General features: G+C 70.2%; 16 protein-coding genes. 3 read left to right on the forward strand and 13 right to left on the reverse strand.

Annotated features, from left to right (window positions below):
- Nucleotides 1-26: 26 nt before the first annotated feature.
- The 5 genes from ACZ3H8_RS09590 to ACZ3H8_RS09610 are packed head-to-tail and all read right to left on the reverse strand — an operon-like array spanning nucleotide 27 to nucleotide 5518.
- A complete protein-coding gene (locus ACZ3H8_RS09590; RefSeq protein WP_467399498.1) occupies nucleotides 27-1469 on the reverse strand; it encodes an NAD(P)H-hydrate dehydratase in 1443 nt (480 codons plus the stop codon).
- Between the two features lie 4 nt (nucleotides 1470-1473).
- Nucleotides 1474-1842 (reverse strand): holo-ACP synthase, encoded by a 369-nt coding sequence (locus ACZ3H8_RS09595; RefSeq protein WP_307661658.1) that lies wholly within the window; start codon nucleotides 1840-1842, stop codon nucleotides 1474-1476.
- Nucleotides 1839-3686, reverse strand: coding sequence for a glutamine--fructose-6-phosphate transaminase (isomerizing) (glmS, locus tag ACZ3H8_RS09600; RefSeq protein WP_467399501.1), 1848 nt, complete (start codon nucleotides 3684-3686; stop codon nucleotides 1839-1841). Before glmS ends, ACZ3H8_RS09595 begins: the two co-directional genes overlap by 4 nt.
- 21 nt (nucleotides 3687-3707) lie before the next feature.
- Nucleotides 3708-4517 carry an ABC transporter permease gene (locus tag ACZ3H8_RS09605; protein ID WP_467399504.1) on the reverse strand — a complete coding sequence of 270 codons (810 nt, stop codon included), beginning with the start codon at nucleotides 4515-4517 and terminating at the stop codon, nucleotides 3708-3710.
- Nucleotides 4514-5518, reverse strand: coding sequence for an ATP-binding cassette domain-containing protein (locus tag ACZ3H8_RS09610; RefSeq protein ID WP_467399506.1), 1005 nt, complete (start codon nucleotides 5516-5518; stop codon nucleotides 4514-4516). Before ACZ3H8_RS09610 ends, ACZ3H8_RS09605 begins: the two co-directional genes overlap by 4 nt.
- Nucleotides 5519-5685: 167 nt before the next feature.
- Between ACZ3H8_RS09610 and coaA the strand changes: the two genes are divergently transcribed.
- Nucleotides 5686-6681, forward strand: coding sequence for a type I pantothenate kinase (coaA, locus tag ACZ3H8_RS09615; RefSeq protein WP_398991205.1), 996 nt, complete (start codon nucleotides 5686-5688; stop codon nucleotides 6679-6681).
- 47 nt (nucleotides 6682-6728) lie between these two features.
- Nucleotides 6729-7676: a DUF389 domain-containing protein gene (locus ACZ3H8_RS09620; RefSeq protein ID WP_467399510.1), complete on the forward strand. Its 948-nt coding sequence runs from the start codon at nucleotides 6729-6731 to the stop codon at nucleotides 7674-7676.
- Between the two features lie 71 nt (nucleotides 7677-7747).
- On the opposite strand, the gene glmM is transcribed toward ACZ3H8_RS09620, so the two are convergent.
- The 5 genes from glmM to ACZ3H8_RS09645 all read right to left on the reverse strand — a co-directional run bounded on the left by glmM (nucleotide 7748) and on the right by ACZ3H8_RS09645 (nucleotide 13806).
- Nucleotides 7748-9106 (reverse strand): phosphoglucosamine mutase, encoded by a 1359-nt coding sequence (gene glmM, locus ACZ3H8_RS09625; protein WP_467399512.1) that lies wholly within the window; start codon nucleotides 9104-9106, stop codon nucleotides 7748-7750.
- A gap of 142 nt (nucleotides 9107-9248) precedes the next feature.
- A complete protein-coding gene (rpsI, locus tag ACZ3H8_RS09630) occupies nucleotides 9249-9776 on the reverse strand; it encodes a 30S ribosomal protein S9 (RefSeq protein ID WP_327325497.1) in 528 nt (175 codons plus the stop codon).
- A 44-nt stretch (nucleotides 9777-9820) separates the two neighbouring features.
- Nucleotides 9821-10264, reverse strand: coding sequence for a 50S ribosomal protein L13 (gene rplM / locus ACZ3H8_RS09635; protein ID WP_307661663.1), 444 nt, complete (start codon nucleotides 10262-10264; stop codon nucleotides 9821-9823).
- A gap of 260 nt (nucleotides 10265-10524) precedes the next feature.
- Nucleotides 10525-12075 (reverse strand): serine/threonine-protein kinase, encoded by a 1551-nt coding sequence (locus ACZ3H8_RS09640; RefSeq protein ID WP_467399516.1) that lies wholly within the window; start codon nucleotides 12073-12075, stop codon nucleotides 10525-10527.
- A gap of 111 nt (nucleotides 12076-12186) precedes the next feature.
- A complete protein-coding gene (locus ACZ3H8_RS09645; protein WP_467399519.1) occupies nucleotides 12187-13806 on the reverse strand; it encodes an ABC-F family ATP-binding cassette domain-containing protein in 1620 nt (539 codons plus the stop codon).
- Nucleotides 13807-13861: 55 nt separating this feature from the next.
- On the opposite strand from ACZ3H8_RS09645, the gene ACZ3H8_RS09650 reads away from it, so the two are divergent.
- Complete coding sequence (locus tag ACZ3H8_RS09650) at nucleotides 13862-14806, forward strand: hypothetical protein (RefSeq protein ID WP_467399521.1); 945 nt, start codon at nucleotides 13862-13864, stop codon at nucleotides 14804-14806.
- Here the strand turns inward: ACZ3H8_RS09650 and truA are convergent.
- The 3 genes from truA to ACZ3H8_RS09665 all read right to left on the reverse strand — a co-directional run bounded on the left by truA (nucleotide 14774) and on the right by ACZ3H8_RS09665 (nucleotide 17378).
- A complete protein-coding gene (gene truA, locus ACZ3H8_RS09655) occupies nucleotides 14774-15646 on the reverse strand; it encodes a tRNA pseudouridine(38-40) synthase TruA (RefSeq protein WP_467399523.1) in 873 nt (290 codons plus the stop codon). The genes ACZ3H8_RS09650 and truA overlap by 33 nt on opposite strands.
- Before the next feature lie 76 nt (nucleotides 15647-15722).
- Nucleotides 15723-16223, reverse strand: coding sequence for a 50S ribosomal protein L17 (rplQ, locus tag ACZ3H8_RS09660; RefSeq protein WP_307661668.1), 501 nt, complete (start codon nucleotides 16221-16223; stop codon nucleotides 15723-15725).
- 132 nt (nucleotides 16224-16355) lie between these two features.
- A complete protein-coding gene (locus ACZ3H8_RS09665; protein WP_003956430.1) occupies nucleotides 16356-17378 on the reverse strand; it encodes a DNA-directed RNA polymerase subunit alpha in 1023 nt (340 codons plus the stop codon).
- Between the last annotated feature and the right edge of the window lie 101 nt (nucleotides 17379-17479).

The following is a 17479-nucleotide window of genomic DNA, read 5'->3' on the forward strand; positions in this document are numbered from 1 at the left end:
CTGCCCCGCCCGTCATTCCTGCACCGTCAGCCCGTCTCCTGCACGTCGCGCCACGCCGACCGCAGCGCCCCCGCCACCTCGTACGCCGTGATCGGCGCGCCCTCCGTGATCGCGTGGCGGGCCGCCAGGCCGTGCAGATACGCCGCCGCCGAGCCCGCGTCGCGCGCGTCGAGGCCCGCCGAGAGCAGCGCCCCCGACAGGCCCGACAGGACATCGCCGCTGCCGGCCGTCGCCAGCCAGGGCGTGCCCATGGGGTTCACCCGGACCGGGGAACGGCCACCGTCCGGGTCAGCGACCAGTGTCGTCGAGCCTTTGAGCAGCACCGTCGCTCCAAAGCGCGAGGCCAGTTCCCGCACGGACGCGAGCCGCGCGGACTCCACCTCCTCGCGCGGAACGCCCAGCAGCGCGGCCGCCTCCCCCGCGTGCGGGGTCAACAGCGTGGGCGCGCCTCGGTCCCGCAGCGCCGACGCGTCGAGCGGCCGCAGGCCGTCCGCGTCGACCAGGACCGGTACGTCGGAGTCCAGTACCTCCTGTACGACATCCAGACCGTCGCCGAGCCCCGGGCCGACGACCCACGCCTGCACCCGGCCCGCCTTCGACGGGGGGCCGCTGTGGACCAGGGCCTCCGGGAACCGGGCGATCACGGCTTCTGCCGCGGGCCCGACGTACCGCACAGCCCCCGCGCCGCCGCGCAGCGCGCCCGCGACCGCGAGCACCGCCGCGCCCGGGTAGCGCGCGGAACCGGCGACGACGCCCACGACACCCCGCCGGTACTTGTCGCTCTCCGCGGCCGGCACCGGCAACAGCCGAGCCACATCCGCGTGTTGGAGCGCCTCGAGGTCCGGCACGGACGGCAGATGCGGCTCCAGGCCGATGCCGACGAGGCGCACCGTCCCCGCATACTCCTTCGCCGGGTCGATCAGCAGCCCCGGCTTGTACGTACCGAAGGTCACCGTCGCATCCGCGCGCAGCGCCTCGCCCCGCACCTCCCCGGTGTCCGCCTCCACCCCGCTCGGCAGATCCACCGCGACGACGACCGCGTTGGACCCGCGCGCGGCCCGCGCCACCGGCAATGCGTCAGGACGCAGCCCGCCGTGCCCGCCGATCCCGGTGATGCCGTCCAGCACCAGGTCCGCCGCGGCCAGCACCTCGAAGGGGTCGTCCGCGACCCGACCGCCCGCGCCGAGCAGGGCAGCGAGGCCGCCCTCATGGATGCGCGCCCCCAGCGGGACCGCCGACACCCCGGCTCCCCGCCGCGCCAGCCGCGCCCCCGCGTACAGCGTGTCGCCGCCGTTGTCCCCGCTCCCGACGAGCAGCACCACCCGCGCGCCGTACACCCGGCCCAGCAGATCCGCACAGGCCGCGGCCAGCCCGGCAGCGGCCCGTTGCATGAGCGCGCCCTGTGGCAGGCTCGCCATCAGTTCGGCCTCGGCGGCCCGTACGGTCTCCACGCTGTAAGCGGTACGCATAAGGTCAACCCTCCGCGATCACCACCGCCGACGCCACCCCCGCGTCGTGACTGAGCGACACATGCCAGGACCGCACACCGAGCTCGGCCGCCCGCGCCGCCACCGTCCCGTGCACCCGCAACCGCGGCTGCCCGCTGTCCTCGACGTACACCTCGGCGTCGGTCCAGTACAGCCCGCCGGGCGCGCCGAGGGCCTTGGCCACCGCCTCCTTGGCGGCGAACCGCGCCGCCAACGAGGCGTATCCCCGCTGCTCACCGCTGGGCAGCAGCAACTCCCGCTCCAGGAACAGCCGTCCGGCCATGTTTGGCGTGCGCCGCATCGTCGCGGCGAACCGGTCGATCTCGGCGACGTCGATCCCCACCCCGATGATCATTCGACGGTGACAGACTTCGCGAGGTTCCGCGGCTGGTCGACCTCATTGCCGCGCGCCGTCGCCAGCTCGCACGCGAAGACCTGCAACGGCACGGTCGACACCAGCGGTTGCAGCAGCGTCGGCGTGGCCGGGATGCGGATCAGGTGATCCGCGTACGGCACGACTGTGTCGTCCCCCTCCTCCGCGATCACGATCGTCCGCGCCCCGCGCGCCCTGATCTCCTGGATATTGGAGACGATCTTGTCGTGCAGCACCGAACGCCCACGCGGTGACGGCACCACGACCACCACCGGCAGATCCTCCTCGATCAGCGCGATCGGCCCGTGCTTGAGCTCGCCCGCCGCAAAGCCCTCCGCGTGCATGTATGCCAGTTCCTTGAGCTTCAGCGCGCCCTCCAGTGCCACCGGATAGCCCACATGCCGCCCCAGGAACAGCACCGTGTTCTTGCCGGCGAGCGAGCGCGCCAGTTCCCGAACCGGCTCCATCGTCTCCAGGACCCGCTCGACCGCTCCCGAGATCTGCGCCAAGTCCCGGATGACGGCCTGGATTTCGTCGCCCCACTTGGTCCCGCGCACCTGCCCCAGATACAGCGCCACCAGATAACAGGCCACCAGCTGCGTCAGAAACGCCTTGGTCGACGCGACCGCGACCTCGGGACCCGCGTGCGTGTACAGCACGGCGTCGGACTCGCGTGGAATCGTCGAGCCGTTCGTGTTGCAGATGGCCAGCACCTTCGCGCCCTGCTCGCGCGCGTGCCGCAGAGCCATCAGGGTGTCCATGGTCTCGCCGGACTGGGAGATCGCGATCACCAGCGTCCGCTGGTCCAGGATCGGGTCCCGGTAGCGGAACTCGCTCGCCAGCTCCACCTCGCACGGGATGCGGGTCCAGTGCTCGATGGCGTACTTGGCGATCAGTCCGGCGTGGAAGGCGGTGCCGCACGCCACGATGACAACCTTGTCGGCCTCCCGCAGCACGGACACCGGGATCCGGATCTCGTCGAGCGTCAGCGACCCGCCGGCGTCGATCCGCCCGAGCAACGTATCGGCGACAGCCTTGGGCTGCTCGGCGATCTCCTTGAGCATGAAGTAGTCATAGCCCCCCTTTTCGGCCGCGGAAGCATCCCAGTCCACGTGGTACGTCCGCACCTGAGCGGGCGCACCGTCGAAGTCGGTGACCGTCACGCCGTCCCGGCGGAGCTCCACCACCTGATCCTGCCCCAGCTCGATCGCGGACCGCGTGTGGGCGATGAACGCGGCCACGTCCGACGCGAGGAAGGCCTCACCTTCCCCAACGCCCACCACCAGTGGGGAGTTCCGCCGCGCACCGACCACCACATCCGGCTCGTCCGCGTGCACGGCGACCAGCGTGAAGGCGCCCTGCAGCTGCCGGCACACCTGCCGCATCGACTCGGCCAGGTCCCCGCACGACGAGAACGACTCCGCGAGCAGATGCGCCACGACCTCGGTGTCGGTCTCCGACGCCAGTTCGTGCCCGCGTGTCTCCAACTCGGCCCGCAGCGCCGCGAAGTTCTCGATGATCCCGTTGTGTACGACAGCGACGCGCCCCGCGTTGTCCAGATGGGGATGGGCGTTGGCGTCGGTCGGCCCGCCGTGCGTGGCCCACCGGGTGTGCCCGATGCCGGTGGACCCGGTCGGCAGCGGCCGGTCCACCAACTCCTTCTCCAGGTTGACGAGCTTGCCCGCCTTCTTCGCCGCGGCCAGCCCGCCGTCGGCGAGTACCGCCACACCGGCCGAGTCGTAGCCCCGGTACTCGAGCCGTTTGAGGCCCGCGACGACCACATCAAGCGCCGACTGTCCGCCGACGTAACCCACGATTCCGCACATGTCCGCAGCCTACGACCCCCGTCAGGCCTTCGCCCGGTACGCCCGCATCGCCAGCGGGTAGAACACCGCGGCTATCCCGGCGGCCCACAGCAGCGACCAGAGCACCGGCTCGGCCACCTCGCCGCCCAGCAGCAGGCCTCGGTACGCGTCCGACAGATGAGTGACCGGATTGACGTCGCTCCACGCCTGGAGCCAGCCCGGCATCGTGTCGACGCGGACGAACGCGCTGCTGGTGAAGGTGATCGGGAAGATCAGTGTGAAGGCGAACGCCTGCACCTTCTCCGCGTCGCCCGCCAGCATCCCGATGAGCACCGCGCTCCACGACACCGCCGCCGCGAAGACGACCAACAGCAGCCCGCCCAGCAGGAATCCGTCGAGGCCGCCGGTGATCCTGAACCCCAGCGCCAGGCCCAGCCCGATCATCAGCAGCATCGCCCACACATGCTTGGCGAGGTCCGCCGTGATCCGTCCGACGAGCGGCGCGGACCGGGCTATCGGCAGACTGCGCAGCCGGTCGAAGACTCCCTTGGTCAGGTCGGTGTTGAGCGCCATCGCCGTGTACATCGTCATGAACAGCGTGTTCTGGACGATGATCCCGGGCAGCGCGTACTTCAGATACTCCTGGGGCGAGCCGGCCATCTGCCCGCCGAGCACATAGGTGAAGAGGAACACGAACATGATCGGCGTGATGCTGTAGTCCACCAGCTCCAGCGGGTTGTGCTTGACCGCAACCAGACTCCGCCAGGCCATCGTGAGTGTCTGCTGGAGCGCCGCCAGCGGCCGCACCCGGCCCGACTTGGTCAGCGGGGCAGTGATCGTCGTCGCGGTCATGCCGAGCTCACCGCCTTCTCCAGCTCGCTCTCGTCCGGCCCTGCGTCGTCGGCGTCGTCGGGTCGCTCGGGCTCCGCCCGGTGTCCGGTCAGGGCCAGGAACACCTCGTCCAGCGAGGAGCGCCGCAACGTCAGTTCACCCACCGCGATTCCCTCACGGTCGAGCCGCCGGACGACCGCGGGCATCAACTCCGGGTCCTTCACCGGAGCGGTGATCAGTTCGCCCTCGATCTGGGTCTGCGGGCCCGCCGCCTCGGCCACCAGCAGATGTGCCCTTGCCAAGTCCACCGCTCGCACCGGCCTTACCTGCAGCACCTGTCCGCCCACCTGGGACTTCAACTGGTCGGGAGTACCTTCGGCGATGACCCTGCCCTTGTCGATCACCACGATGTCGTCGGCGAGCTGGTCCGCCTCGTTCAGATACTGGGTCGTCAGCAGCGCCGTCACCCCGTCGGCGACCAGGCCGCGCAGCATGTCCCACAGCTCGCCTCGGCTGTGCGGATCGAGACCGGTGGTCGGCTCGTCGAGGAAGAGGATCCTGGGCCGACCGACCAGGCTGGCCGCCAGGTCGAGGCGCCGCCGCATCCCGCCCGAGAAAGTCTTCACCGCGCGCCCGGCCGCATCACTCAGCTGAAAGCGGTCCAGCAACTCGGCGGCCCGTGCCCTCGCCTCGTACCTCGGCAGGCCGAGCAGCCGCCCGATGAGCAGCAGATTCTCGGTGCCGGTCAGATTCTCGTCCACCGCGGCGTACTGCCCGGTCAGGCCGACGAGCGAGCGCACCACGCCGGCCTCCTTCACAACGTCATGACCGGCCACGAACGCTCTGCCGCTGTCGGGCCGGAGCAGTGTGGCGAAGATCCGCACCGCCGTCGTCTTCCCCGCCCCGTTGGGCCCGAGCAGCCCGAGCACCGTGCCGGTACGGGCCGCCAGATCCACTCCGGCCAGCGCCCGGGTCTCCTTGAACCGTTTGGCCAGGTCCTCCGCCTGGATCGCGTACGTCATGGGATTCCCCTCGGGGTCGGCGGGGGCCGGGGTCGGCGCCCACTCCTTCCACAACTGTGACGTACGCCACTGACATTCCACCCTCGTCGTCTGCGCCCCGCGCCCCGCGCCCCGCGCGTGACCGATCCCACCCGCCACGGCGCCCATGAAACCGCGACAATGACCGTGTGATCTCTTCGCCGCCACGAAGCGCCCACCGCCGGGCCGAGCACGCGTCGACGCCGTACGTCGACCTGACCCGTGCGGAGTGGAGCGCCCTGCGCGAGAAAACTCCGCTCCCCCTCACCGCCGAGGAGGTCGAGCGGCTGCGCGGTCTCGGCGATGTCATCGACCTGGACGAGGTGCGGGACGTCTACCTCCCGCTGTCCCGCCTGCTCAATCTGTACGTACAGGCCACCGCTGGTCTGCGCGGCGCGCTCAACACCTTCCTGGGTGAAGCCGGCAATGGCCACGGCGAGCAGCGCGGCACCCCCTTCGTCATAGGAGTCGCCGGCTCGGTCGCGGTCGGCAAGTCCACCGTCGCCCGTCTGCTCCAGGCTCTGCTTGCCCGCTGGCCCGAGCACCCGCGCGTCGAGCTGGTCACCACCGACGGCTTCCTGCTGCCCATGAAGGAGCTCCAGGACCGCGGCCTGACGTCGCGCAAGGGGTTCCCCGAGTCGTACGACCGGCGCGCCCTGACCCGTTTCGTCGCCGACATCAAGGCGGGCAAGGACGAGGTCACCGCCCCGGTCTACTCCCACCTGATCTACGACATCGTGCCGGGCGAGCGCCTCACCGTCCGCCGCCCCGACATCCTGATCGTCGAGGGCCTCAACGTCCTCCAGCCGGCCCTGCCCGGCAAGGACGGCCGCACGCGAGTCGGCCTCGCCGACTACTTCGACTTCAGTGTGTACGTCGACGCCCGCCCCGAGGACATCGAGACCTGGTACCTCAACCGCTTCCGCAAGCTGCGCGAGACGGCGTTCCAGAACCCGTTCTCGTACTTCCGGAAGTACACCCAGGTCTCCGAGGAGGAGGCGCTGGACTACGCCCGTACGATGTGGCGCACCATCAACAAACCCAATCTGCTGGAGAACGTGGCTCCGACGCGCGGCCGTGCCACGCTGGTGCTGCGCAAGGGCCCGGACCACAAGGTCCAGCGCCTGTCCCTGCGCAAGCTCTGACGCGTGCTCCGACGCAACTCCGGCGCCAACTCCGAGGAGCCGCCTGCGTGCTGCACCTTCGCCTGATCACCCCGGCCGACCGCACCGCGGAAGTGGTCCGGCTGATCGAGAGGACCGTCGGCACGACGCACCTCGCCGTCGTGCCCGGCGCCGCCCGCAATCCCCCGGGCGACCTGGTGATGTGCGATGTCGCGCGCGAAGCGGGCGACGAACTGATCGGCGGCCTGCGCGCGCTCGGCATCGACGAGTCCGGCTCGATCGCCGTCGAGAACATCGATCTGTCGCTGTCCGGGCGTGCCGACAAGGCGGAGGAAGAGGCTCCGGGCGAGGGCGTTGACGCGGTCCTGTGGGAGCACCTGACGGACGCGACGCACGAGGAGTCGACGCTCTCGGTCACCTACATCGCGTTCCTGGCGCTGGCGACGATGATCGCGGCGTGCGGCGTGGTGCTCGACAACGCGATCCTGATCGTGGGCGCGATGGCGGTGGGCCCGGAGTTCGGCCCGCTGGCGGGCTTCTGCACGGCGCTGGTGCAGCGCGCCCCGCGGCTGGCGTGGCGCTCGTTCCTGGCGCTGATCGTGGGCTTCGCAGCGGCGATGCTCGTGACGGTGGTCTTCAGCTACTTCATGGACTGGGTGGACCTCTTCGAGCAGGAGATGCTGGCGGCGGAACGTCCCAACACCAACTTCATCTACCGCCCTGACTGGTTCTCGTTCGTGGTCGCGGTCCTGGCGGGCGCGGCCGGCATGCTCTCGCTGACCTCGGCGAAGTCGGGTGCGCTGGTGGGCGTGGCGATCTCGGTCACCACCGTCCCGGCGGCGGCGAACGCGGCGGTGGCTTTCAGCTTCCAGGAGTACAAGCAGGCGTGGGGCTCGACGGGGCAACTGCTGCTCAATCTGCTGGGCATCGTGCTGGCGGGCACGCTGACGCTGCTCGCCCAGAAGTTCTTCTGGGCGAAGCAGCGCGAGCGTACGGCGGCCAAGTCGCTGCTCTGATACGCGGTCTACGCGATACGCCGCCGGGCCCCGTGGAGGGGGCGGGCGGCGTATCGCTTTGCGTGATCAGGTCAGCCGAGCGCGGACTTCACCGCATCAGCCAGTCGTCCGGCCACCGAGCGGGCCTGCTCGATGTCGGCGGCCTCCACCATTACCCGTACGAGCGGCTCCGTACCCGACGGGCGCAGCAGTACGCGACCGGTGGCGCCCAGTTCGCGCTCCGCCTCTGAGACGGCGCCCGCCAGCTCCGCGGAGGTGTTGACCCGCGACTTGTCCACGTCCGGCACATTGATGAGCACCTGCGGCAGCCGGTCCATGACCCCCGCCAGGTCGGCCAGCGAGCGGCCCGTAGCGGCGACACGTGCCGCCAGCATCAGGCCGGTGAGCGTGCCGTCGCCGGTCGTCGCGTGGTCGAGCACGATGACATGCCCGGACTGCTCGCCGCCCAGCGCGTACCCCTCGGCCTTCATCGACTCAAGCACATACCGGTCGCCGACCGCGGTCTGCACCAGCTGTACGCCCTCGCGCTCCATCGCCAGTTTGAAGCCGAGGTTGGACATGACGGTGGCGACGACGGTGTCCTTGCGCAGTGCCCCGGCCTCGCGCATCGCGAGGGCGAGCACAGCCAGGATCTGGTCCCCGTCGACTTCCTCGCCCGCACCGTCGACGGCCAGGCAGCGGTCGGCGTCGCCGTCGTGCGCGATACCCAAGTCCGCGCCGTGCTCGACGACTGCGGCCTTCAGCAGACCCAAGTGGGTGGACCCGCAGCCGTCGTTGATGTTGAGCCCGTCCGGGTCGGCTCCGATGGTGACGACCTCGGCCCCGGCCCGCGCGAAGGCCTCGGGCGAGACTCGGGAGGCCGCGCCGTGCGCCTCGTCGAGGACGACCTTCAGCCCGTCAAGCCGGTTCGGCAGTACGGAGATGAGATGGGCGACGTACTTCTCGAGGCCCTCGTCGTAGTCCGTCACGCGTCCGACGCCGGCGCCGGTCGGCCGCTCCCACGGCGCACCGGTCCGGTGCTGCTCGTACACCGTCTCGATACGGTCCTCGAGCTCGTCGGCGAGCTTGTGCCCGCCGCGCGCGAAGAACTTGATGCCGTTGTCCGGCATGGCGTTGTGGCTCGCGGAGAGCATCACGCCGAGGTCGGCGCCCAGCGCACCGGTGAGGTACGCCACCGCGGGGGTGGGCAGCACACCGACGCGCAGGACGTCCACGCCCGCGCTTGCGAGACCCGCCACGACGGCGGCCTCCAGAAACTCTCCCGACGCACGCGGATCACGTCCGACCACGGCGGTCGGCCGATGTCCCTCAAAGGTCCCCGCCTCGGCGAGCACATGCGCCGCAGCGACTGACAGGCCGAGCGCGAGCTCCGCCGTCAGATCCGCATTGGCGACACCGCGCACGCCGTCCGTGCCGAAGAGTCGTCCCACAGCTGTCCTCCGAAAATGCTCCGAAAATGCAAGCCTCTGGGCGCCATAGCCCGTTATACGCCCGAGGTTGTCGATAAACGAACGCCCCGGCAGCACGGAGTGCCGCCGGGGCGAACGAAAGCCGTACAGGCCAGCGTGCGATTTAGCGCTTGCTGTACTGCGGGGCCTTGCGGGCCTTCTTGAGACCGGCCTTCTTGCGCTCGACCGCACGGTCGTCGCGGGAGAGGAAGCCGGCCTTCTTCAGCGGGGCGCGGTTGTTGTCCACGTCCGCCTCGTTCAGGGCGCGGGCCACGCCGAGGCGCAGGGCGCCGGCCTGGCCGGAGACGCCGCCACCCGAGATACGGGCGATGACGTCGTAGCGGTTGTCGAGCTCGAGCACCTTGAAGGGCTCGTTGACTTCCTGCTGGTGCACCTTGTTGGGGAAGTAGTCCTCAAGGGTGCGACCGTTGATCTTCCACTTGCCGGTGCCCGGAACGATCCGGACGCGGGCGATGGCGTTCTTGCGACGGCCCAGGCCGGCAGCCGGCTGGGGGTCGCCGAAGCGGGACGCCAGCGACTCGCTGGTGTACTCGCCCTCGACGGGAACCTCCGACTCGAAGGTGGTCACCTCGGCGAAGGTCTCTTCAGCCTCGGTGCCCTCGACGGGGGTCTCTGCAGTGGTCTCGGCCACGATTCTCCTCAGATCTTTCTGTACGTCTTAGGGGGTGGCCGGAACTACTGCGCGACCTGGGTGATCTCGAACGGGACCGGCTGCTGAGCAGCGTGCGGGTGCTCGGCGCCCGCGTAGATCTTCAGCTTCGAGAGCATCTGACGACCCAGGGTGTTCTTGGGGATCATGCCCTTGATGGCCTTCTCCACAGCCTTCTCCGGGCTCTTGGCAAGCAGCTCGTCGTAGCGGACGGAGCGCAGACCACCCGGGTACCCGGAGTGGCGGTACGCCATCTTCTGGGTCTTCTTGTTGCCGGAGAGGTGAACCTTCTCGGCGTTGATGATGATGACGAAGTCGCCCATGTCCATGTGGGGGGCGTAAATCGGCTTGTGCTTGCCCCGGAGGAGGTTCGCTGCCGTAGTCGCCAGACGGCCCAGGACAATGTCCTGCGCGTCGATGATGTGCCACTGGCGCGTGACATCGCCGGGCTTGGGGCTGTACGTACGCACGGTCGTAGCCTTCGCTTCTTCAGTGATGGGGCCTCCCCAAGCCCCAGGGCTTAGGGGAAGGGTCCTGACTGGGCCACCCGGACGATCACGACAGCCTTGGCGGCGCTACGGGGACGCAACCCGAGTGCCTGCCGCTGGTCATCGGCCCGGTGGACCGGCGTAAGGGCCCCTCACGTGAGATAGAGCAAGCCAATACGCATAACGAACCAGAAGAATACCCGCGCTCCCCCGGGCGGGTCAAAACCGGTGACGGGTACCGGTCAGGGCGCGCCCAGCGCCTTGGCCAGAAACTCGGCCTCGTTGGCCCCGAGCCGCACGGCGATGATCGCGTTCCCGCCGGGCAGCCGCTCAATGATCGCCGGGCTTGCCAGCAGCCGATTGTCGCCCTGGACGAACGCAAGCTGGTCCTCCGGCCCGGGCCGGCCCGCGACCTGCCCGGTCAGCTCGGCGAACTTCCCCTTGTCGGCATCCTCGAAGGTCACCTTGACGGCCCAGCCGCTCATCCCCGGCTCCTTGTGCTCGAAGGCGGAAACCTCCTTGAATCTGTTGACGGTCATCCCGGGCGCCGTCGACACGACGACGCAGGTCTGGCGGTCGTCCGAAGTGAAGGACCGGCCGTCCGGCGAACCGGTCGGGCACGTCCCGGCGGACTCGCTCTCCACCTCCAGGATGCGCACGGGTTTGTCCGGGGCATTCGTAGCTGCGGTCCCGCCGCCCTCCCACGGGCGCACCACCAGGACCACGGCGAGCCCTACGGCGAGCACCGCCGCGCCGGCAGCCCACCAGAGCCGGCCGCCCCGGGCCGGACCCGGCGCCGGCGGCCCCGCCGTGGCCATCCGCGAGGTCGGCCGAGGCGCCGGCACCGCGTCCGTCACCGCGTCCGGCTGCACCCGCCGCCGGGCGTCCTCCACCGCGCGGGTCCGCCGCTCCCGGTGCCGCTCGATGGCCTCGGTCCACGCCGGATTCAGCCAGTCCTCGCCACTGCGGGCGTCCGGCCGCTCACGGAGCCGGGACCCGCAGTACGCCAGGATCTCGGCAGGGGCGGGGCGGTCGGCCGGGTCCACGGACAGGCACGGCAGGATCAGCGCGTCCAGCTCGGGGGGCAGCCCGGAGACGTCGAGATCGCCAGTCGCCGCCCGCACCAGCTGCTCCATCGCGGAGCCCGCGCCGCCGTTGCGGTACGGCGCCCGGCCCGTCGCCAGACAGAAGAGGGTCGCCCCCAGCGAGAACACGTCCGAGGCTGCGGTGGTCGGCTCACCCCGCGCCTGCTCGGGCGCGGCGTAGGCGACCGTTCCCAGTGCCACCTGCGTACGGGTCACGTCACCGGCCTGTGAGATGCCGAAGTCGATCACCCGCGGGCCTTCGACCGGGAGCAGTACGTTCGACGGCTTCACATCCCGGTGCACCAGGCCGGCCGCGTGGATGGAGACCAGGGCCTCGGCCATTCCGGCCGCCACCCAGTGGAGCGCACTCGCGCCGAGAGTCCCGCAGCCCTCGACGAGGTCCCGCAGCGAGGGCGCGGGGATGTACTCGGTGGCCATCCACGGCACCGCCGCGCCCGCGTCGGCCTCGACGACGCTCGCGGTGTACACGCCCCGGACCCGCTGCGCCAGCACCACCTCACGGGCGAACCGCCGGCGGTCGTCCTCGCTGTCGGTGAGGAGCGTCTTCACGGCGACCGTACGGCCGCCGGGCGATCGGGCGAGATAGATCCGCCCCATGCCACCGCTGGCCAGCTCGGCCAGCACCGTGAACGGCCCGAATCTGCCGCGCCCCACTTCGACCGCATCCGCGACCCCGTCACCCTGCATGCCCGCCCCCCGGGTCCTGCCCCACCCGTCAACGGCCGCCACTGTAACGGCCGTTGACCGACGCGCTCCAGATACGGCCGAGCCCCGTCCCGGGAACGGACGGGCCCGAGGTCACCGCACCCGATCCACCCTCCGTTCGTCCCACACCGGCTCCCCCGTCTCCCGCACCACCCCGTCCGACCCGAACACCAGATACCGGTCAAACGCCCGCGCGAACCACCGGTCGTGCGTCACCGCCAGCACCGTCCCGTCGTACGCCTCGAGCCCCTCCTGCAGCGCCTGAGCCGACTCCAGGTCCAGGTTGTCCGTCGGCTCGTCCAGCAGCAGCGCCGTCGTCCCCTCCAGCTCCAGCAACAGGATCTGGAACCGCGCCTGCTGTCCGCCCGACAGCTTCTCGAAGGGCTGGTCGCCCTGGCGCTCCAGCTCGTACCGGCGCAGCACGCTCATCGCGCCGCCCCGGTCCTTCGCATGCTCCGTCCACAGGATGTCGACCAGCGTCCGCCCCAGCAGCTCCGGATGGGCATGCGTCTGCGCGAAGTGCCCGGGCACCACCCGCGCCCCCAGCTTCCACTCTCCCGTGTGGGAGACCGCATCCCCCGCCAGCAGCCGCAGGAAGTGCGACTTCCCGGACCCGTTCGAGCCGAGCACGGCGACCCGCTCCCCGTAGAAGACCTCCAGGTCGAACGGTTTCATCAGGCCGGTCAGCTCAAGACCGGCACACGTCAGCGCCCGCACCCCGGTCCGGCCGCCCCGCAGCCGCATCCGGATCTCCTGCTCACGCGGCGGCTCCGGCGGCGGCCCCGCCTCCTCGAACTTCTTGAAGCGCGTCTGCATCGCCCGGTACCGCGACGCCATGTCCGGGCTGATCGCCGCCTGCTGCCGCAGCCGCAGCACCAGCGCCTTCAGCCGCGCATGCTCCTCGTCCCAGCGCCGCTTCAGCTCCTCGAAACGCGCGAAGCGCTCCTTGCGCGCCTCGTGGTAGGTACCGAAGCCACCGCCGTGCACCCACACGTCCGACCCCGCGGGACTCGGCTCCACGCTCACGATCCGCTCCGCCGCCCGCGACAGCAGCTCCCGGTCGTGGGAGACGAAGAGGACCGTCTTACGGGTCTCCCTCAGCCGCTCCTCCAGCCACCGCTTGCCCGGCACGTCCAGATAGTTGTCCGGCTCGTCCAGCAACAGCACTTCGTCCGGTCCCCGCAGCAGCGCCTCGAGCACCAGTCGCTTCTGCTCACCGCCACTCAGAGTCCGTACGAGCCGCCACTGCGCCTTCTCGTACGAGACGCCCAGCGCGGCCATCGTGCACATGTCCCAGACGGTCTCGGCCTCGTACCCCCGAACCTCCGCCCAGTCGCTCAGCGCCTGCGCGTACTTCATCTGCGCGGCCTCGTCGTCCACCGTCATGATCAGGTGCTCCGCGGCGTCCACCGCCCGCGCGGCCTCGCGGATCCTCGGCTGCGCCACCGACACCAGCAGATCCCGTACGGTCCGCTCGTCCCGTACCGACCCGACGAACTGCCGCATCACGCCGAGCCCGCCGCTGACCGACACCGTGCCGCCGTGCGGCTGCAGCTCCCCCGCCATCAGCCGCAGCAGCGTCGTCTTGCCCGCACCGTTCGCGCCGACCAGAGCGACCACCGCGCCCTCACCCACCCGGAACGAGGCGTCGCCGAGCAGCACCCGTCCGTCCGGTAGGTAGTACTCCAGATGCGCCGCCTCGAGATGTCCCATGCGCCGATTCTCGCCGCCGCCGTCCCCCTCGCCCAACAGGTTTAGGATGCGCGGCATGAGCTTTGGGCAAGGGGGACCTCAGTGGGGCCCCGGTGGACAGAATCAGAACCCGTACGGGGGGCAAGACCCTTACACCTCCGGGCCGGGCTCACCCGACCCCTTCGGCCTGCGCTCGAGCGCGCAGAGGGACACCCCGGACTGGGCCGCGCTGGCGGACGCGTCCGCCGCCCGCGCCCGCCGCAAGCGGTGGCTGCTGGTCGGCGGCGGCGCACTCGCGACCGCCCTGATAGCCGGCGTCGTGGCGACCGGGATCGTCTCCTCGAACAGCGACGGGGGCAACCGGGCCGGGGACGAGAACGCGAGCGAGCTGCCCGCAGCCCCCGACCTGCCCAGCGACACCACGCAGCCCGAACCGTCCTTCTCCTCGGTCGCGCCGCTGCCGCCACCGAACCCGAAGGACTTCATCTCCGACGAGAAGAAGGACACCGCGCCGCTGAGCGCGGAGATCCTCTTCCCGGGCAAGAAGCTGACGATGGGCGACCGGGTCTACGCCAAGGGCGCCACCGCCCGCACCGGCACCTGCCCCTCCGCGACCCAGGGCGCGCTCGGCTCGGTCCTCGAGAAGAACGGCTGCGACCAGGTCTTCCGCGCCACGTACAGCAAGGACGGCATCGCCGTCACCGTCGGCGTCGCGGTCTTCGGCACCGAGGCCGAGGCCAAGAAGGCCGCTCAGCAGGCGCAGGGCAATGTCGCCCCGCTCCCCGGCGCCGGCGTCGGGGCCTTCTGCAAGGGCGGCCCGGTCTGCCGGTTCACCGCCAACTCCTACGGCCGCTACGCCTACTTCACCGCCACCGGCTACACCAAGGCCAAGTCCGTCACCAAGGGCGACACCAAGGCCTTCCAGACGGGCGACGACCTCGCGGAGTTCACGTTCCGTCAGATCGTGCGCCGCGGCGAGGCCCAGGCCTCAGCAGCAGCCACCGCTCCCGCCGGACAGTGACCCCGGCAGCGACCGCTTGTTGCGGGCCTCCCGGTTCCGGGCGGCCAGCAACTCGTCGGCGGGGTAACCGACTTCCTCCAGCGTGAGGCCGTGCGGCCGCACCACATGGACGGCCGAGTCCCGCACCCCCGCGGCCATCACCTTGGCCGGCCACTCCACCGGCCGGTGCCCGTCTCCCACGAACAGCAGCGCGCCGACCAGCGAGCGCACCATGTTGTGGCAGAAGGCATCGGCCTTCACGGTCGCGGTGATGATCCCCGCCTCGTCCCGCTCCCACGCGAGCTGCTGGAGCGTACGAATGGTGGTGGCGCCCTCGCGCTTCTTGCAGTACGCCGCGAAGTCGTGCTCCCCGACCAGCCCGGCCGCGGCCGCGCTCATGGCCTCGACGTCCAACGGCCAGTCGTGCCACAGCACATGACCGCGCAGCAGCGGGTCGACGCCACCGGGGTTGTCGGTCACCCGGTACGCGTACCGCCGCCAGATCGCCGAGAAGCGCGCGTTGAAGCCGGCGGGCGCCTGCTCGACCTTCCAGACGCGCACATCGTGCGAGAGCCGCCCGGCCAGCCGCCGCAGCAGCTTGTCCTGGTGCTCGGCCCAGACACTCTCCGGCAGATCGACGTGCGCGACCTGCCCGCGCGCGTGCACCCCGGCATCGGTGCGCCCGGCGACGGTCAGTTCGTACGTCTGCGAGGACCGCGTCACAGTACGCAGCGCGTCCTCGATCTCCCCCTGGACGGTCCGCCGCCCAGCGGCCTGCTTGGCCCACCCGGAGAAGTCCTTGCCGTCGTACGACAGATCCAGCCGCACCCGGACGTACCCCGGCTCCACCTCATCGCTCACGGAAAAGATCCTCTCAAAGCGGAACGGGCCCGCACCCCCGAAGGGATACGGGCCCGTCCGTCAGCCTTCAGAACGCTCAGGCGTCCTTGGACTCGTCCGCCGCAGCGGCGTCGCCCTCGGGCTTGGCGTCCTCGACGACCTCGTCCTTCTTGAGGGCGTCTTCCTTGACCGCGCGCTTGGCAGCTGCCTCGGCCTCGGCAACGGTCGCCTTCTTCGCGATCTCACCCTCGACCAGCTCGATCACAGCCATCGGGGCGTTGTCGCCACGACGGTTGCCGATCTTGGTGATACGGGTGTAGCCGCCCGGGCGCTCGGCGTAACGCGGAGCGATCTCGGTGAAGAGCGTGTGGACGACGCCCTTGTCCGTGATCGACTGCAGCACCAGGCGACGGTTGTGGATGTCGCCCTTCTTCGCCTTGGTGATCAGGCGCTCGGCGACCGGACGCAGGCGGCGGGCCTTGGCCTCGGTCGTGGTGATGCGGCCGTGCTCGAACAGCGACTTCGCGAGGTTCGCGAGAAGCAGACGCTCGTGCGCGGCGCTGCCGCCGAAACGGGCTCCCTTGGTGGGACGCGGCATGGTGTTTCTCCTTGTGATCTGCACCGGCCGTACCAGGTACCGGTGTCAGTTACCGGCAGGCGGCCGCCCACCGGAAGTGTGTGGATCAAACCCGTCCGGCGATTGAGGACTCAACCGCCGGACGGGTCCCGATCAGTACTGCTCGGTCTCGACGAAACCGGCGTCCGCGTCGTCGTCGGCGCCAAAGGCGTCGGCGGCGGCGGTCGGGTCGAATCCGGGCGGGCTGTCCTTCAGGGCCAGGCCCATGCCGGCCAGCTTCGCCTTGACCTCGTCGATCGACTTCGCACCGAAGTTGCGGATGTCGAGCAGGTCGGCCTCGGAACGCGCCACGAGCTCACCCACGGAGTGGATGCCCTCGCGCTTGAGGCAGTTGTACGAACGAACGGTGAGCTCGAGCTCCTCGATCGGCAGCGCCAGGTCGGCAGCGAGCGCGGCGTCCGTCGGGGACGGACCCATGTCGATGCCCTCGGCGTCGATGTTGAGCTCGCGCGCCAGACCGAACAGCTCGACCAGGGTCTTACCGGCCGAAGCCATGGCGTCGCGCGGACGCATGGCCTGCTTGGTCTCGACATCGACGATCAGCTTGTCGAAGTCGGTGCGCTGCTCGACACGGGTCGCCTCGACCTTGTACGTGACCTTGAGCACCGGCGAGTAGATGGAGTCGACCGGGATACGGCCGATCTCCTGGCCCACCTGCTTGTTCTGCACGGCGGAGACGTAGCCGCGACCGCGCTCGACGGTCAGCTCCATCTCCAGCTTGCCCTTGCCGTTCAGCGTCGCGAGAACGAGGTCCGGGTTGTGGACCTCGACGCCGGCCGGCGGGGCGATGTCAGCAGCGGTGACCAGGCCGGGACCCTGCTTGCGCAGGTACATCACGACCGGCTCGTCGTGCTCCGAGGAGACGACCAGCTGCTTGATGTTCAGGATGAGGTCGGTGACGTCCTCCTTGACGCCCGGCACGGTGGTGAACTCGTGCAGGACACCGTCGATCCGGATGCTGGTGACAGCAGCGCCGGGGATCGAGGAGAGGAGCGTACGGCGAAGGGAGTTTCCGAGGGTGTAGCCGAAGCCCGGCTCCAGCGGCTCGATCACGAACCGGGAGCGGTACTCGTCGACGACCTCTTCGGTCAGCGACGGACGCTGAGCGATAAGCATGAGAAATGCCTCCAGTCTTGGCACCCACTATTTGATGCCAACGGAACAAGGGTACGGGCGGCACGCCCCGGAAGGAACGTACCGCCCGAAACCACAGATGC

This window comes from Streptomyces sp. NPDC002868 (assembly GCF_055563295.1).